This is a genomic window from Bradyrhizobium tropiciagri (genome assembly GCF_001189845.1).
In the GTDB taxonomy this organism is placed as follows: domain Bacteria; phylum Pseudomonadota; class Alphaproteobacteria; order Rhizobiales; family Xanthobacteraceae; genus Bradyrhizobium; species Bradyrhizobium tropiciagri.
In genome coordinates this window covers 92422-107521 of sequence record NZ_LFLZ01000015.1, presented here as the reverse complement: position 1 = coordinate 107521, position 15100 = coordinate 92422, and the positions used below count along the sequence as shown (strand labels likewise).

General features: G+C 59.1%; 14 protein-coding genes. 6 read left to right on the top strand and 8 right to left on the bottom strand.

Annotation, left to right across the window (positions count from 1 at the left end):
* Positions 1 to 29 precede the first annotated feature (29 nt).
* The 3 genes from AKN84_RS47355 to AKN84_RS14955 are packed head-to-tail and all read left to right on the top strand — an operon-like array spanning position 30 to position 1036.
* Positions 30 to 197 (top strand): hypothetical protein, encoded by a 168-nt coding sequence (locus AKN84_RS47355; protein ID WP_157863304.1) that lies wholly within the window; start codon positions 30 to 32, stop codon positions 195 to 197.
* Positions 190 to 687: a hypothetical protein gene (locus AKN84_RS45415; RefSeq protein ID WP_128970825.1), complete on the top strand. Its 498-nt coding sequence runs from the start codon at positions 190 to 192 to the stop codon at positions 685 to 687. The genes AKN84_RS47355 and AKN84_RS45415 overlap by 8 nt, the downstream gene beginning before the upstream one ends.
* On the top strand, positions 650 to 1036 hold the full coding sequence (locus tag AKN84_RS14955; protein ID WP_050421454.1) for a hypothetical protein: 387 nt from the start codon (positions 650 to 652) through the stop codon (positions 1034 to 1036). Before AKN84_RS45415 ends, AKN84_RS14955 begins: the two co-directional genes overlap by 38 nt.
* 172 nt (positions 1037 to 1208) lie before the next feature.
* On the opposite strand, the gene AKN84_RS14950 is transcribed toward AKN84_RS14955, so the two are convergent.
* Together AKN84_RS14950 and ligD are read right to left on the bottom strand one after the other, a co-directional pair.
* Positions 1209 to 2606: an adenylate/guanylate cyclase domain-containing protein gene (locus AKN84_RS14950; protein WP_244485116.1), complete on the bottom strand. Its 1398-nt coding sequence runs from the start codon at positions 2604 to 2606 to the stop codon at positions 1209 to 1211.
* 70 nt (positions 2607 to 2676) lie between these two features.
* Complete coding sequence (gene ligD, locus AKN84_RS14945; RefSeq protein WP_050421453.1) at positions 2677 to 3579, bottom strand: non-homologous end-joining DNA ligase; 903 nt, start codon at positions 3577 to 3579, stop codon at positions 2677 to 2679.
* A gap of 62 nt (positions 3580 to 3641) precedes the next feature.
* Here ligD and AKN84_RS14940 point away from each other — a divergent pair, with 62 nt between their 5' ends.
* Positions 3642 to 3830, top strand: a complete 189-nt coding sequence (locus tag AKN84_RS14940; RefSeq protein WP_050421452.1) for a hypothetical protein — start codon at positions 3642 to 3644, stop codon at positions 3828 to 3830.
* 110 nt (positions 3831 to 3940) lie between these two features.
* Here AKN84_RS14940 and AKN84_RS14935 read toward each other — a convergent pair whose 3' ends face one another.
* Positions 3941 to 5269: an adenylate/guanylate cyclase domain-containing protein gene (locus tag AKN84_RS14935; protein ID WP_050421451.1), complete on the bottom strand. Its 1329-nt coding sequence runs from the start codon at positions 5267 to 5269 to the stop codon at positions 3941 to 3943.
* 137 nt (positions 5270 to 5406) lie between these two features.
* Entirely contained in the window at positions 5407 to 5667 is a 261-nt protein-coding gene (locus tag AKN84_RS47350) for a hypothetical protein (RefSeq protein ID WP_050421450.1), read from the bottom strand.
* 94 nt (positions 5668 to 5761) lie between these two features.
* On the opposite strand from AKN84_RS47350, the gene AKN84_RS14925 reads away from it, so the two are divergent.
* Positions 5762 to 5992: a hypothetical protein gene (locus AKN84_RS14925; RefSeq protein ID WP_050421449.1), complete on the top strand. Its 231-nt coding sequence runs from the start codon at positions 5762 to 5764 to the stop codon at positions 5990 to 5992.
* Positions 5993 to 6017: 25 nt separating this feature from the next.
* Here AKN84_RS14925 and AKN84_RS14920 read toward each other — a convergent pair whose 3' ends face one another.
* Entirely contained in the window at positions 6018 to 7685 is a 1668-nt protein-coding gene (locus AKN84_RS14920) for a hypothetical protein (RefSeq protein WP_050421448.1), read from the bottom strand.
* A 209-nt stretch (positions 7686 to 7894) separates the two neighbouring features.
* Between AKN84_RS14920 and AKN84_RS47345 the strand changes: the two genes are divergently transcribed.
* Complete coding sequence (locus tag AKN84_RS47345) at positions 7895 to 8068, top strand: hypothetical protein (RefSeq protein ID WP_157863303.1); 174 nt, start codon at positions 7895 to 7897, stop codon at positions 8066 to 8068.
* Between the two features lie 610 nt (positions 8069 to 8678).
* On the opposite strand, the gene AKN84_RS45405 is transcribed toward AKN84_RS47345, so the two are convergent.
* From AKN84_RS45405 to AKN84_RS14895, 3 genes are read right to left on the bottom strand one after another with little or no spacing between them, the layout of a single operon-like run.
* Positions 8679 to 11567 (bottom strand): NHLP bacteriocin export ABC transporter permease/ATPase subunit, encoded by a 2889-nt coding sequence (locus tag AKN84_RS45405; protein ID WP_128970822.1) that lies wholly within the window; start codon positions 11565 to 11567, stop codon positions 8679 to 8681.
* Positions 11564 to 13765, bottom strand: coding sequence for an NHLP family bacteriocin export ABC transporter peptidase/permease/ATPase subunit (locus AKN84_RS14900; protein ID WP_128970821.1), 2202 nt, complete (start codon positions 13763 to 13765; stop codon positions 11564 to 11566). The genes AKN84_RS45405 and AKN84_RS14900 overlap by 4 nt, the downstream gene beginning before the upstream one ends.
* Positions 13758 to 15068 carry an NHLP bacteriocin system secretion protein gene (locus AKN84_RS14895; RefSeq protein ID WP_050421444.1) on the bottom strand — a complete coding sequence of 437 codons (1311 nt, stop codon included), beginning with the start codon at positions 15066 to 15068 and terminating at the stop codon, positions 13758 to 13760. The genes AKN84_RS14900 and AKN84_RS14895 overlap by 8 nt, the downstream gene beginning before the upstream one ends.
* Positions 15069 to 15100: the final 32 nt, after the last annotated feature.

Sequence of the window (15100 nt, the reverse complement as noted above, 5' to 3'; positions counted from 1 at the left end):
CACCGCCCGGTTGGCAACCCCATCAAATCGTGACGCGGATCGACGGCTGGGTCGTCGATCCGAAGGACGACGGCCGCATTCCGCCCGCTGTCGCTGCGATGATCGCTCGCGCAATGCCGCAGCTGGGCAATAATCCTGTTGCAATCATTCGCGCGCGCATGCTGGCGCGACATAAGAAGGTGCTTGGCTATGTCTGATGCAACAACTTCGGCTGAGAAAGGGTCAGCAGCTTTTCTCGCCAAGATCGAGACCGCTGTCGAGGTCGGCGTTGATCCTGATCACGGCAGCGGTCTTGACGTGGAACTCGATGATTACGACCGCTTGCTTGCCTCATTCGGTCGCACGTTCGATGACGATGTGCGTATCGCCATCCATGAAGCTGGTCATGCCGTCTGCACGCGTCTGCTGGGACATGAAGTGGGTGGCGTCACGGTGAACCCGGACCCGGTTCGTGGTTCTGAAGGTCTGTGTTGGGGGCTGGGCCATGCTGAAGCGTTTGCGGAGGGTCGCGGTGATGCTTCCCACGTTCGGGACGCTCTGCGCCCGATGATGCCGCAGCCGGGCGAGGATCGTCGCCCTGTCGCAGATGTCTTCGGCAATGTTTACGCCAAGTGCATTGAGTTTATGGCCGGTCGAGCAGCTGGAACGCATGCTGCTCGACGAGGAACCGGCCGAGCCTATCGATGACATTCGGCAGGCGCGCGAGCTGGCTATGTTGATTTGCTCCAGTGAAGAGGCGGTTGCCACTTTTATCGCGCACTGCGACATCGTCGCGCGCGACTTGCTGAAGCCATATGGCGATGTCGTTATCGCGCTGTCGGTCGTGTTGCGCATCAAGCGAACGTTGGATGGCGCTGAGATCGATCAGATCATCCGGGATATGGAGGCGCGGAAGGCGTTAGCGGTTGAGCATCGGCGTCGAGTTGAGTGGCGCGAGCGCGAACTGGCTGCGGGCCGGTTTCGCGCGGATGTGAACACGTCAGCGCCACGTCGCTGTCACAGCTTGCTCATGATCGGGTGGTGTAGTGACGGATGAGTATGATCGGACGGCGCGGCGGATGTACCCGCGCCTCATGATCACGATTGACCCCGGCGCGAAAGCGTCGGGGTCATCGCTTTTGAGGTACGTTCGCCCTTCTCGCGAAATTAGGCATTGGGGCTGAAAAAATCTCTGCCAAGCAGTCTCTTGCTTTTCGCGCGGGTTCAGATCATCTGCTGGCGGCGAAAAGCTCCCATTTTCCGGGAAGTCCTTTCAGCTGATATGATCCGCGCTCAGCGAACTTTAGGTCCGTACCCGCGACGAGATCGGTAACCACGCGAGATACCAGAACTTCGCTTCTCGACGATTGAGACATCACGCGAGCGGCCGCATGGACGGCGATACCACCAATATCGTTGCCCCTGATCTCGACCTCCCCACAATGCAGACCCGCTCGTACTGGCAAGCCGATACTTTCGGCTTCCTCGCTGAGCGCCAGAGCGCAGCGTACGGCCCTGCCGGGGCCGTCGAAGGTTGCAAGAACACCATCGCCCGTACTCTTCACCAGGGTTCCGCGATGCTTGCTGATCAGCCTGCTCGAAACGTCGTCGTGGCTGTCTAGTAGGTCGCGCCAGCGATGATCGCCGACTTCCGAAGCCCGGTTGGTGGAATCAACAATATCTGTGAACAGTACCGTCGCAAGAACGCGCTCCAAATCGTACTCGTCGCCGACGCGGTGCCCGATGAGAAATTCTTCGATGTCTCCTACAACTTGATCAATACTCCCGGTCCAGAACGCGTGATCACCGGAGGGATACTCAATGTATTTCGCGCCCGGAATTCCCTCCGCCAGTTGTCGGCCGAGCCTTACAGGAACTTGCGCATCAGTCGCTCGGTGCAATACGAGCGTCGGTGTCCGAACGGCGGGAAGTATTGGGTTTATATCTATGCGCCTATTTGAAAGGATGTAGGATTTCAGGGCGCCCGGACTGCAAGCAAACTTTTCGAATTTGGCGATGCGCGCCATTGCGTCGGGATTGTTCGCTTCACTGGCAAAGACATTTCTTAGAAAATCACCGTTTCCCCACCGTTTCACTAGGTTCGCCAAGCGTTCTTGAATGATCTCCGGGCTGAGGTTAGGCGGCAGCAAGTCTAAAATACGAGCCAGTCCCCCAAAAAGAATAAGATGAGTGACGCGATCAGGGTAGGCGGTTGCGAACAAAGCGCTCATCGCCGCTCCCTCTGAAAAACCAACCAGCGCGGCTTTCCGGGAATTGATCGTGTCCATAATAGCCCGAACATCATCAATCCGCTCTTCGAGCGATGGCACGTCCGCCAAGCGGTCCGATAGACCTTGCCCTCTTTTATCGAAGGTTACGACGCGAGCGAATTTGGCAAGTCGCTTAAGAAAGCGAGTGTACCCTGGCAATTCGTGTTGATACTCGATGTGCGAGATAATGCCCGGAACCAAAATCACATCGATTGGGCCGTCGCCCATCACTTGATAAGCAATATTGAATTCGCCACTCTGAGCGTATTGAGTTTCCGGCAATGGTAGCTCAGCCATAATCAGCCCCATTCTTTCGCAATAAATGCCGATTATTCTGGAAATTGCGCTGGCTTTCAACCGGCTTAATGCCTGTTCGCTCGCAAGCGGACGCGGCTTGGCAGAGCCCAGAGCGCCGGATGCACATTTCTTACCGCTTTGAGAGGCCCTTAAACGAACTAGCCCGCAGAAGCCCTTCGGACGTGATGTCCCGGTACTCGACATCCGCGTAGAACTTCGGCTCAACCCAAGTCGCCTTCGGCTTCTTCACCGGCTTGGTCAGCTTGGACTTCGGACTAACGACCGTGTCGAGCTGCTTACGGATTCGACTGGAAACGGTACGCGACCAGCCGGTACCAACCTTGCCCATATAAACCAGCTCTCGGCCTTCCTGTTTACCGAGATAGAGGGCGGCCACACCAGTCGGGTCCTTTACGAACCCGATCACTGGGAATTTCTCTCGCTGAACAGTCTTGACCTTCAGCCAGCCGTCGTTGCGGTCAGAGCGGTAGGACGCATCAGCCTTCTTCGAGACGATGCCTTCGTACTTCAGCTTGCTCGCGTGCTCGAACAACTCGTGTCCGTCGCCTTCAAGGTGCTCGCTGTACATAAGCGGAGATTTGAGCGCGTAAGCGTCGAACAAACCCCGCAACATCGATTTGCGTTCGATCTGCGACAGTTTCCGCAAGTCCTGTCCATCGAGCCACAGAAGATCGAACGCGTAGTACAGCAGCCGTTCCTGCTTGCCCTTTGCAAGTTCGGCTTGTAGTTCGCTGAAGTTGGTTCGGCCTTCATGAACGACGACGACTTCGCCGTCGACGATAGCCTGGCCGGGAATGTCGAAAGCCTTGGCGATAGCCGCAAACCGCTTGGTCCAATCGAGCCCGTTGCGGGTGTATGCCTTGGCTTTCCCTTGGTTCAGGTGAAGCTGAACCCGATAGCCATCGTACTTGATCTCGTGGAGGTAGCCGGTCTTGGGCGCTTTGCTCCGGAGCGTGGCAAGCTGCGGCTTGATGAAGCCTGGCATCTCGACGGCTTTGGTAGGCTTAAACATACATGACTCAAAAATAACATGGTACAATGACCACCAGTATAATGCAGTTTTATTGGTGATCCATGTTGGACAATGAATTTAACAAGCAGCGGGCTATTCTGATCCGCGACCTTGCTGACCGTGCGGATGATCCTTTCATCAAGCGGCGGCTGCTGGCCCTCGCGGCGCGGTACGAAGGTCCGGTGACTGCCAAGCCTGTGACGCCTGTGTTCATCGGTAAGCAATGTATTTCTGAAAACGAGCGCGGCTGAGCAGGACTTTCTGTAAAAGCGAGCGCGGGTAAGTCCGGATTGTCCTCAAAGGCAGACATCGAAGATGCCACAAGCGAACGCCGCTTTGAGCCCAATAGCTGTCATGCAGGCTACTGGACGGCCGCAAACAGATCCCAGGACCCCGGAATACCCTTCAGATCGAATGAGCCCCGCTCAGCAAATTTCAGCCCGGCTCCCGCAACCAGATCGGTCACTACTCGAGATACAAATACCTCATTTGCGCCTGACTGCCCCATAACGCGGGCGGCAACGTGAACCGCTATTCCGCCAACATCCTTGCCTCGCACCTCGACCTCGCCGGTGTGCAGTCCGGCGCGCAGGGGCAAGCCGAGTTGCCGTGCCGCATCGCCAAAAGCGAGGGCGCAGCGAACAGCACGCCCGGGGCCATCGAATGTCGCCAAGATACCGTCGCCAGTGGTCTTGACCAACTTTCCTCGATGTCGTTCGACAACCTGTGCAGCAAGGCGGTCATGGGAATCAAGTAGTTCGCGCCAGCGGCGGTCTCCAAGTTCAATCGCTCTCGTCGTGGAGTTCACGATGTCGGTGAACAGAACGGTGGCCAGCACCCGATCTGCTTCGCCTTCGGCTTCGGGCCGTTTGCCCGTGATAAATTCCTCAACGTCGCCGATTACCTGCTCGCAATCGTCAGAAAAGAAGACCCCGTGCGGAAACTTCTCATACTCAATGTACTTCGCGCCCGGAATTGCAGCCGCGAGCTTCCGGCCCTCCGCGACAGGCACTACTGCGTCGGCCTGGCTGTGAATAACGAGTGTCGGAACCCGTATGTTTGGCAGGACCGGCGTCACGTCAATGAGCCGGTTCATCAACATGATGGACTTGAACGCACCGGGGCTGCAGCTCATTCGCTCGAACTTGCCGAGCGCTGCGAGCTCATCCGTGCCGCCGTTGGTCATGCCGACGACGTGTCGCATCATTTGGCCGGAGCCCCAGTCTGCAACTATCTTGTCCATAACCGCTTCGAACTGACTGGCCGGCACTGAGTGGCCTGCTCGCGGAAAGCCTCCGATCAGCACAAGGTGGGAGACGCGATCGGGGTGGGGTGCCGCAAAGAGGAGGCTCATGGGACAGCCCTCTGAGAAAGCCAACAGAGCTGTTTTGCGAGACCCCGCCGCATCCATGACAGCGCGAACGTCATCCATTCGCTCTTCCAACGAAGGCACCCCCGGCACGCGATCGGAGAGGCCCTGACCGCGTTTGTCAAAGCTTATGAGCCGCGCGAAGCGGATAAAGCGTCGCAAACTCGCAACTATGTTTGGCAGCTCGTAAATCACTTCGAGGTGGGAGATCGAACCGGGCACAAGCGTGAGGTCCATCAGTCCATCGCCAACCACTTGATAGGCAATATTCGTCTCGCCGCTGCGGGCGTAGTGCGTCCGGGGCATAACGAAATCGGTCATTTCAAACTCCGATGCTCTCAAACGCCCCGACGGGCCTGCAGCGCCGTACTTTATCGCTAAAACGGCGGGCGTCCACTTGCAGAGGTAATGCCGTTAACGTCCGCTTCGCGTCACAAGGCGACGACCTTGGCGCGGGATCACGCGACGGTTTTGCCTTCCGAAGCGGACGTGCGCGCGCCCACTCGGCAGGACCTCTCCATTTTGCAGTCTTGACTCATCGTTCGCGTTTCGTTCTTATAGAGACTCATCGTCAGTTCCAGAAGCAAAATATGCCCACACTCGAATTCCTCCGTTCGGAGATCGAGCGCATGCGCGTGCAGGTCAGCCGCCAGCGCAAAGAAATCGTTCAGCTTCAGCGAGCGGGTATCCCGACCAGCTCGGCCGAAGCGCTGCTGCAACGGATGCTCGACAAGATCGACGCTCTCTGCGCTGACCGAGACCGGATGAAGCCGCGCTACCGAAGCCGAAGGGTAAGGTTCTCGGAGGCCGGAAATGGTGAGGGAGCGTCCGCAGTGGTTCGATGATTGCGAAGACCCGCCGCCGTTCATCAGGGCACTAAACGAAGTCCGGCAACTCTCTGCTCGTGAAGGCTGGTGCTATCACCATGTTCAGGCGATCCAGGTAGCTATCGATCAGTACGCAGAGGCCGCGCTCGGCAATCGCGAATTCTTTTTGAACCGGCCTTACAGTATTGGACCGACCAAGAAGGGAGATATCGCCTAAAGGAAACCAAGCAACTGGAATGCCATCAACGACGGCCCGATTTGGCAAGTTTCTGGCCTCTGCTGGCGGAAAGTCGTCGCTTGCGGGGGCGCTGCGCCGCACGCTTCTTCGAAGCAGGCGGAACACTTCCATTTGACCAAGCGTTTATCCCCACGCACTTCACCACAATCGGGCCAGCAGCATTTTCCGTGATCGTTGATGCGATTCCCGATAACCATGCGATCAAGTCGAAAAAGGAAATGGGCTTGCTATCGCCAATACCGAGCCATCGCCTGTCGCGATGATGCGTGATGACCAGCACACCATGACGACGGCTTTCCGGCTTCAAGTAATCTTCCGCAAGCTGGGTTCGCAACGCATGTTCGAGGTCGCGAGCAGTCCAGCCCTTGCCGCCATGCTTGACTTCAATTGCCACTTCGCAGGGCGCGGAAGTTGATGCAACAATAACGTCCGGCTTGTCGCGCGTCGCAACTTCAGCTTCGCGAAATGCATGGAAGCGGCCACGTGCGCGAGCTGTCATCTGCTCTACGAGCCAGTGTTGGACTTCGTCTTCATCCTTTGCTCGCTCTAGTAGCGGACGGGACGTAACGTCTCCTTGCGTGAGGGTTCTGGCGATGTCGGCTAGAACGCCGCCAACAATGCGGAGCAAATCTGCACCCGTTTTTGCCGGAGCTGCAAATTGACGCTGAAATGCGATTACCTCTGCGGCGTTCCACGCAGGACTTTCAGCGTCGCGCTCGGCCTTCCCGCGCGCAAGCTCGCGAAACCGGTGCGAACGCAATGCAAAGACCGGATCGTCAGCAAGTCTCTTGATTGCTTGGTAGGCGTCCGCGCCTGGTCTTTCCAAAAGCGTCGTCAGAATAGCATCGCGCGCGTTTTGGGCATTATCCCGCGTGTCGGGACTGTAGGAGCCTCTGCGTATGGTGTCGTCCTTCGGGCGGATGTGGGTGTAGGCCAAGTGAAGGAGCGCTTCCAGCGTCTTGACCGGCGCGCTCGAAAGGGCGCCCGTAATGACTGAATCATGGCGGTCGAACAACGTACTGAATGTCTTATCCGCCCGCACTTGCCGGGCAACCTTGGGTCCAGAATTTAACCATCTGGCAAGGATCGACATAGCCTTGTCGGCATCAACTATGAGCAAGAGCGCCAAATAGGACAGAGCGAAATCGTCCCTCTCGCCTTTGACATGCTCGTCGTAGCGCGCTTCCGCGGTCGCAAACAGCTTCCTGCGCTGTCCGGCATCCAATTCCAAATTGCGGACAACCTTGAGAATACTTCTGATTACCTGGACCGTATTCGCGTCCGACTTGAGAATGGTTGAGACTATGAGGCGTTGCACCGGCAGCTGTATCGCGTTGGTAAGTGAACCGTATCGATACAAGAATGTGGTAGGCGTTTCAGAAGGCGAAGACCATTCGCGTTCGATCTGATCTTTTATGACCGGCAGAACTGCCTTCGGCCATGATATGATCAGTGCGTCAAGCCAATCTGGGTAACTTTGCTCGGCCCGGCATCCGTGACGCGCGGCAATAGCAGCTTCCGTGTGAGTCAGCTGAAGTACCCAATCCGGATTGTCGGCGGCTTCGACACTGATGCCGGCGAATGCAAGAACGGTTGAATTCTTTATGGTGATAACGCCGCCGGGTTTGCGGATCGGTCGAACGGGCTTGACCAGCCGCCAAAGTCGCTTCATTCCGTCCCGATAGGGATAGCAGTGGGCGAGAAACGCGGCGACCGGTCCCGTGTGGTTTGTTCAAAACGTCGGCCACTTGATTGCTGATGTTCGGAGCGGCAACCGCGCTTCCAAAGGGTGATGCGGATCACAGCGACCACTCCGATGACCTTGTATGCCTGTGATCACGGCTTGAGGGGGTGGCCCCTCCCGGAAACAGGAGAATGGCTATGAACAAATTCGACCATGAAATGTCGATGGAAGCCCTCGATCGTGTGGTCGGCGGTGCGGATGGTGATGGCAACGGTACCGGTACGGGTAACGGTGGTCACGGCCTCGTTCGCGGAATCAAGCAGGTCATCGGCGCGGTGGAGGGCATCGTCAAATCAATTTGGCCCTTCTGATCTTCGCTTGGAATCTGCGTTGTCACGCGATCGCCGATGGACAACGCGGCATACTTAATCAACGCTTGTTGCGCATCGATTGCGCAGCAAGCTGCTGCGCATCACGCTTTCCCGAATCCAGTCTGCCCGGTTCGCTGCCCACTATGTGAATGCGAGCCCACGTCATAGGGAAAGTGATAGTAGGCTCGCAGGCCAGCTTCAGATCGAACAAGCACTAGAACAGTGACGGTATGCCCGAAAGATAGCTTCGAGGATGGCCATTGCGAACCTCCAGACCGTTCGGCCACTCGGCCTCATCTGTGCAGTGAGGCCGCGTCTGCCCGTGGGGTGGAGACCCCTTTAGAGCAAAGGAATGCTTAAGGAGTTGCCCACAGGCCGCGGCTGGTAGCTTGCGCTTGCCTTGGGCCTCGGCGTTGCTGGTCATCGAAGTATTTTTCGGCGATCTCTGAGCTAGGTAATAGGCCAGGTCGGCCTCGCCTGCTGCGACCATGGCGCCCGGGTCGGGACCACGTGACGACATATCCGACATTCTCTGGGCTCGCAGCCGTCAGGGGATAGTACTGAATGCAGAGGCTGCGCTAAAGGAGAAGAGAAACAGATCGGCCAGCCGCTAGGCGACGAGCTGTCTCCGCGCGAACTCCGCGAATGGGCCAGTTCCGCTTGTCAGCTCGTCATAGCTTCCCGACTGCACGATCTTGCCACCGACCAGCATCACGATTCGATCCGCGTGGCGGATTGTGCTCAACCGATGTGCAATAACAATCCGCGTGACGTTCAGCCGTTCCAGCGACGCGCCGACGATCGCCTGCGTCTGGTTGTCGAGCGCGCTCGTTGCCTCGTCAAAAAGCAGGATGCGTGGCGAACGTGCCAGCGCACGGGCAATGAGGACCCTCTGGCGCTGTCCGCCCGAGAGCGTATTGATCCCTTCCGCAACGAGCGTGTGCATACCCATCGGCATCTGCCGAATATCGGCGTCGAGCGCCGCCAGCCGCGCGGCCTCCCAGGCCTTGTCCAGCGTCAGGTCGACGCCGCCGCAAATATTTTCGTACAGACTGCCTGTTGCCAGCTTCGTGTCTTGCAGCACAACCCCAAGCTGGCGTCGCACGTCATTGGTCTCGATCGTGTTCAGCGCCTTGCCGTCATAGAAGATCGTCCCGGCCTCCGGTCGTTCGAAGTCCAGCAGCAATCGCAACAGCGATGATTTTCCGCTTCCTGAAGGACCGACAACCGCCACATACTCCCCCCTCGAAACGTGTAGGGTGATATCGTCAAGGATGATCGGTCCATCCTCGATATAGCGGAAGGTGACGCCAGAGAACTCGATCTCGCCTGTGAGCTCGCCCGCCGGCCGTCGATCTTCCGCGATCTCGGCGGCAGCGGAGAGAATCGGCTTCATCCTGGCCAGATGAGGGATGACCACCAGCGATTCGCTCATGCTCGAGGCAAAGTTGCCGATCGCCGCCGTGGTCTGGCCGAACGCGGCGAGGAAACCGAGAAAGGCGCCGAGATTGACCAGGAGCTGACTATTGGTGCGCGAGGCGATCGCAAAAATGATCGACGTGGCCAGAAGAGGGAAGGCCGTCTCGAAGACGACCAGAACGTTGGCCGCTCGCTGCGAGGCGATGAAGTAGCGCTTCTGAGCAGCGAATTGTCCCGACCATCGCGCCAGTGCGCGACTTCCGGCGTTCGCCACGCGAAGCTTGCTGACGCCAGCGATCAATTGCAGCACAAAGCCGCTGACCTTGCCTTGCAGATTGAAGTGCTTGTTTTCGTAGTAAGTTCGCACGGCGCTGGTTGCGACGATCGCGGCCGCCCGGAGCGCGATTAGCAGGAGCGCGATGCTGCCGAGCCGGAGGTCATAATAGAACATCAACCCAATGCTGAAAATCCCGAACAGGGCCGATGTAAAGCCTCGCAAGGTTCGTCCCGTCACGATCTGGCGCGTCGCTTCTATGCCCATCGAACGGTCGACCAAATCTCCGGTCGTGTAGTCGCGAAACAACGACGCCGGTAACCTGAGCAGGCGATCGATGAGGGCGGCCTGAAGCTTGTAGTCGAGCTGGCCTTCAAGCCGGATGGTGACCAGTCCCTGCATGCCTTGCAGTCCCGCCATCGCAATCGCGGTGACGGAGAGCGCCGCCGCACAAACGACGAGCTGGTCGATCTCCGTGCGTGGGATCACGGAATTGACCAGCAGATTTGTTACCAGCGGCGGTATCAGCGACAGCAACCCGATGGCGATGATCGCGAGGACCATGCGAACCACGCTGGCGGAGAGGCCTCCGCTCGCGAATGACAGCAGATCACGATAGCGAAGCGGGTGCGCGGGCAGGGTTTTGTAGAAGCTGACAGCTTCCGGTGCGAGAGCGCTTGCAACCGAGCTATTGACCGGTCGTCGCCATCCCTGCTTCGGATCGATCATCGTGTACCCACCGCGCCGGTCGCGGATCAGAGCAACCGGGTCGCCTTCGGGCCCATGCCACCCCAGCAGGGGGCCGGCATCGGATCTCCACCAGCGATCGCGCAACTGGACGCGACGAATTCGTAATCGCGATGCACGCGCGATCTGTAGAATGTCGCTGAATCTCTGGCCCGCGGGATGCGTTCGGCTTGCGTGAGTGATGGAGCTTCCCAATGCGTCGGCGACGAGGCGGCAACTGTCGAGCAGGAGGTCACCGGAATCCAGCTCGACCTGCGCGCGACCGGTTGGGGCCGTGACCACTTCGGACAGGCGCTCGAGGGCATCCAGCGTCCGCGCACGGGTCAGCTCGGCTCGCCGGGCGAGTTGCTGCTGTTCGGACGACCTTTCATCTCGGAGCCACCGCTCCAGACTGGCGACAATCACGACATGGAAGCAGTCGAGGGCTGGCCAGACCAGAGATGGTTCAGGTGTGGTCGGCTCTGTGATGATCCTGGCGCCGCTCTCGCCGGCTTCCAGCGAAGTCTCCGCTGTGAGCGGAATGAAGGGACCCCCGGCCTCGAGTTCGGGGGCGAGATCCAGTACCTTCACGCTTCCTGCTTCGATCCGGGCCCACGCGATGCTTCGCTTCGGGCCGCGGCAACGTTCGCCCGCACGCAGTTGTCTCGTTTCGCCACCGATCAATTCGGAAGCGTCGTCCGATCGGGCCGAGCCGGCCGCGAGCGAGGACAGCCGGGCGATCCAGCCGGACATGCGGTCCGTGGCGATCTCGTTTCGGGGGACTGTGGTGATTTCCGCGTCAGGGCCCCCGACTGCGACGATCTGCAGCCGTATCGCTGACCGTTCACAAGCCGTGTGCAGGTCCAGTATCACTTCACCAATTTCACACCTCAGCAGATGATGTCGGACGCCATCTGTCTCCACCGCGAAGATATCGATATGACCGGCACTCACCTCCAGCGCGTGATCACGTTCGTTGAGGAGAACGGGATGCCGCGGGTCGATCGCCGTGCGGCGAGCGGGGGAGGCAGCAATTGGCCTCATGTTCACAAACTCATCTTTGGTAACGGGGTTACTCATTCGCTTGTCACGAGCCTTGCGTAGGCGCCCTGGAGCGCGACAAGCTGTTCGTGGGTGCCGCGTTCCACGATCCGGCCATGCTCCAGTACGATGATTTCGTCGCAATCGCGCACTGTGCTCAGGCGGTGCGCGATAATGATGCAAGTGCAGCCTCGGCGTCGCAGGTTGTCGTCGATGACTTTTTCCGTGATCGGATCGAGGGCCGCCATTGCTTCGTCCAGGACGAGAATCGACGGGTTGCAGACGAGTGCCCGGGCGATCTCGATACGTTGGCGTTGCCCTCCGCTGAAATTGCCTCCGCCCTCATTGATGTGGCAGTCGTAGTTTCCGGGACGTGTTGCCAGGTCGTGGTGGATCAATGCATCCCTCGCGGCGGCGATCAAGTAGCGCTCATCCACTGTCGAATCCCAAAGGGTCAGATTGTCGCGCGCGGTCCCCTCGAACAGAAATATGTCCTGATCTACATAGGAGACGGAATTTGCGAATTCCTGGGGTGGAAGGTCCGCCAGCTTCCATTGATCGAAGAGAATTTCTCCCGCCCACGGCTCGTACAGCCCGCAGATCAATTTGCCGAGCGTCGATTTTCCGCTACCGGAGACGCCGACAAGCGCCACGCGCGATCCCGCGGGGATCGCCAGCGACAGGTTGGCCAGCAATGGCGGTTCCAGAACCGAATAACCGAAGCTGATGTTGCGAAGCTCGACCCTGCCAGCAAGCTTTGGTGGAACGCTATCGACGAGGTTGCTGGGCGGCGCGGGCCGGAGTGGGTACTTGCGAATATCCTCGAGCCGTTCGAGCGCTCCCTTGATCGTCTGCAGGCCGCCGAAATAGTTGACGAGATTCTCGAATGGTTCCGAGAAGTTCGCCGCCAGGGATTGGAATGCAACCAGGCTGCCAAGTGTCAGCGAGCCTTCGATCACCCTCAAACCACCGAGCCCCAGGATCGCAGCGGTCATCAACCCGGAGAGCAGCGTCGGCACCATGTCGAGGATGATGGCCGATGCACCGAGCTTCTGTTCGGCGTTCAGATTGTTGGCCTGGAGGCCCGCCCATTTGCCAAACGCATCATCTTCCAGGCCGCTTGCCTTGATGGTTTCGATGGTGCGCACCAGGCCCACCGTGGCGCCCAGGAGCTTGCCCCGTTCAACCGCGAGCCGGTAGCTGAGCTCCTGCCGTCGCGCCCCAATCAGGCGAAGCAGGAGAAGGTTCAGGAAGGCGATCGCGATGCACAGCACCGTCAGGCTGACGTCATAGACCGCCATCGCGCCGGCAAAGAGAAGCACCGACGTCAAGCTGAGTGCGTTCATCGCAATGCCGCCGGACAAGAGGCGCGCGATTTGCTCGTTCGATGCGACGCGGCTGGCGACGTCCCCGGCATGGCGCTGGGTAAAGAATTCCAACGGCAGCGCCATCACACGCCAGAGGAAGCGGCTGGTCATGACAACAGAGAGCTTTGCCTGCAGCCGTAACGCCACCGACTGACGAACCGCGACCATCACCCCGCGACAAGTTGCCGTTAACGCCATTCCGATCAGGAGTGGCATGAGCCAGCTATCGCTGTGCTGAATCAGGATGTTATCGACAAAAATCTTGGAAAAGCCTGCGGCAAGGATGTTGGGAATGACAAGCACGATGCTCACGATCACCAGCAGGACAACCGCCGCCCTTGAGTGACGCAACTCTCCCAGCAGCAGCCCGATCCCGTTGGGCTTGCTGCCGACCGTTTTGAACTCTTCGCCGCGCTCGAAGACCAACACCACCCCGGTGAAGGCAAGATCGAGCTCGGCCATGCTGATGCGTCTGCGGCCGCTCGCAGGATCGTTGATATAGGCGTTCCTGCCCTTGATACCCTCCAGGACTACAAAATGATTGAAGTTCCAGTGGATGATACAGGGCGTCGGGAGCTGGACCAGCGCGGACGGCTCGACACTATATCCTCTTGCAACAAGGCCATAGCGCCGCGCTGCCCTGACAATATTGCTTGCCTTGCTGCCGTCGCGCGATACGCCGCAAGCAATGCGGAGCTGCTCCAGGGGAATCCAGGCGCCGTGATAGGCGAGAACGATCGCGAGCACCGCAGCGCCGCATTCGACCGCCTCCATCTGCAGGACGACGGGGGTCCGCTTCACCTTCTTGCGCAGCAGTCCTGACAGGCGACCGTGCCGCGCGTTTGCCGACGTAGGAGAGGGCTTATCCATCAATTCCCGTGAGGTGCCTGATCAAGGGGATCACCAGGTCGAGCGGCCGTTGTCGCCGGGTCGTGATTTCGGCGCGCGCCAGCGTCCCGCTCGTCAAATGAGTGGCGGGCCCCTTGCCCACGGCCCAGCGATAACCCGTCGCGGTGGACTCATCCTCCTGAAGCGTCACCTCAGCGGCATATGGCGCGCCATTGTGGGAGAAGCGGGACACCAGGCTTTCATTGTGCAGTGCTGCGCTGATGCCTTGAGGAGTCATCGGGAAGTCAGAGACGCTCAAGACCGTACCCATCATCATGCCGAACTCATCGCGCTTGACGGTGCTCGGCTCGAGATGAACCGCCATCCCCGGCTTGATCTGCTTGCCATGTTCGGCCGGGATATAGACGACGGCCTGCAGCTTGCTGCCTTCGCTTTCGATCTGGACCACGGGCATCCCGACCGTGAGCACCGAGCCGGGAGAGATCTTCACTTCGAGGACACGGCCTTCCATCGGACTGAGGACCTGCGTATTCTGGCTTAACTGCTCCGCGGCTGCATTCACTTGCCGGCGCGCTTCGTTCAGGGTGAATTCGGATTGCTGAACGTCGCGTTCTCGCTGTGTCTCCAGGTCTGTCTTCTGCGCCCTGAGCTTGAGAATCTCGTTCTGCGCGTCGAGGCGGCGTTGCTGCGCATCGCTCAGTTCCTGCCGCCGGTCCTCCAGAGCACGTCGCGTTGTGTAACCCTTCGCGAGCAGCCCCTCGAGGTTCTTGACGTCGACCGACAGATAATCGACGCGCTGGCCGGTCGCCTTGATGACTTGTTCGAGTGCGGCTTCGAGTTTCTCGAAATTCTGACTCTTGGCGGCGAGCTCGGCTGCGACCTTCGATTTGAGGTCGGTATATTCGCGCTGGCGCTCCCTGAATACTTCGACCGCCGCCTTGTGCTTCTGCTCAATGTCAGTCTGAACGATCTGGGCGATCGGCTGACCAAGGTCGACGTGGTCGCCGACCGTGACGGCAACGGACTGCAGCCGGCCGGCAGCGGCCGAGACCGCGTCGACCACCTTGCCACCATTGCTGATCAGGATTCCCTCGCCGGAGACGCGGGTGGGCACGCGCCCGAAAATGCCCCACACGACCGCGGCCACCACCACAACGAGGAAAACGACCGTGATAATCCAGTCGGCAGGCCTGGTGATGACGACGAGCTGGTCAAGCTGTTCAGGAGAGGCCGCGCGGTCGAGTGCCGTCGCCCGAAATGCCCGTTGCGGCTCGGAGGTCGCACTCCTATTCTGCGGTTGTCCGAGCGTTTCCGAGGTCGACATATCAGCACGCAAAGGACTGAATTGATTGAATG

What these genes read in the sequence shown, in the direction of transcription:
- AKN84_RS14900 (WP_128970821.1), bottom strand. Translation starts at nt 13,765, where the DNA reads ATGGATAAGCCCTCTCCTACGTCGGCAAACGCGCGGCACGGTCGCCTG.
- AKN84_RS45405 (WP_128970822.1), bottom strand. Translation starts at nt 11,567, where the DNA reads ATGAGTAACCCCGTTACCAAAGATGAGTTTGTGAACATGAGGCCAATT.
- AKN84_RS45415 (WP_128970825.1), top strand. Translation starts at nt 190, where the DNA reads ATGTCTGATGCAACAACTTCGGCTGAGAAAGGGTCAGCAGCTTTTCTC.
- ligD (WP_050421453.1), bottom strand. Translation starts at nt 3,579, where the DNA reads ATGTTTAAGCCTACCAAAGCCGTCGAGATGCCAGGCTTCATCAAGCCG.
- AKN84_RS14920 (WP_050421448.1), bottom strand. Translation starts at nt 7,685, where the DNA reads ATGAAGCGACTTTGGCGGCTGGTCAAGCCCGTTCGACCGATCCGCAAA.
- AKN84_RS14955 (WP_050421454.1), top strand. Translation starts at nt 650, where the DNA reads ATGCTGCTCGACGAGGAACCGGCCGAGCCTATCGATGACATTCGGCAG.
- AKN84_RS14895 (WP_050421444.1), bottom strand. Translation starts at nt 15,068, where the DNA reads ATGTCGACCTCGGAAACGCTCGGACAACCGCAGAATAGGAGTGCGACC.
- AKN84_RS14940 (WP_050421452.1), top strand. Translation starts at nt 3,642, where the DNA reads ATGTTGGACAATGAATTTAACAAGCAGCGGGCTATTCTGATCCGCGAC.
- AKN84_RS14925 (WP_050421449.1), top strand. Translation starts at nt 5,762, where the DNA reads ATGGTGAGGGAGCGTCCGCAGTGGTTCGATGATTGCGAAGACCCGCCG.
- AKN84_RS14935 (WP_050421451.1), bottom strand. Translation starts at nt 5,269, where the DNA reads ATGACCGATTTCGTTATGCCCCGGACGCACTACGCCCGCAGCGGCGAG.
- AKN84_RS47345 (WP_157863303.1), top strand. Translation starts at nt 7,895, where the DNA reads ATGAACAAATTCGACCATGAAATGTCGATGGAAGCCCTCGATCGTGTG.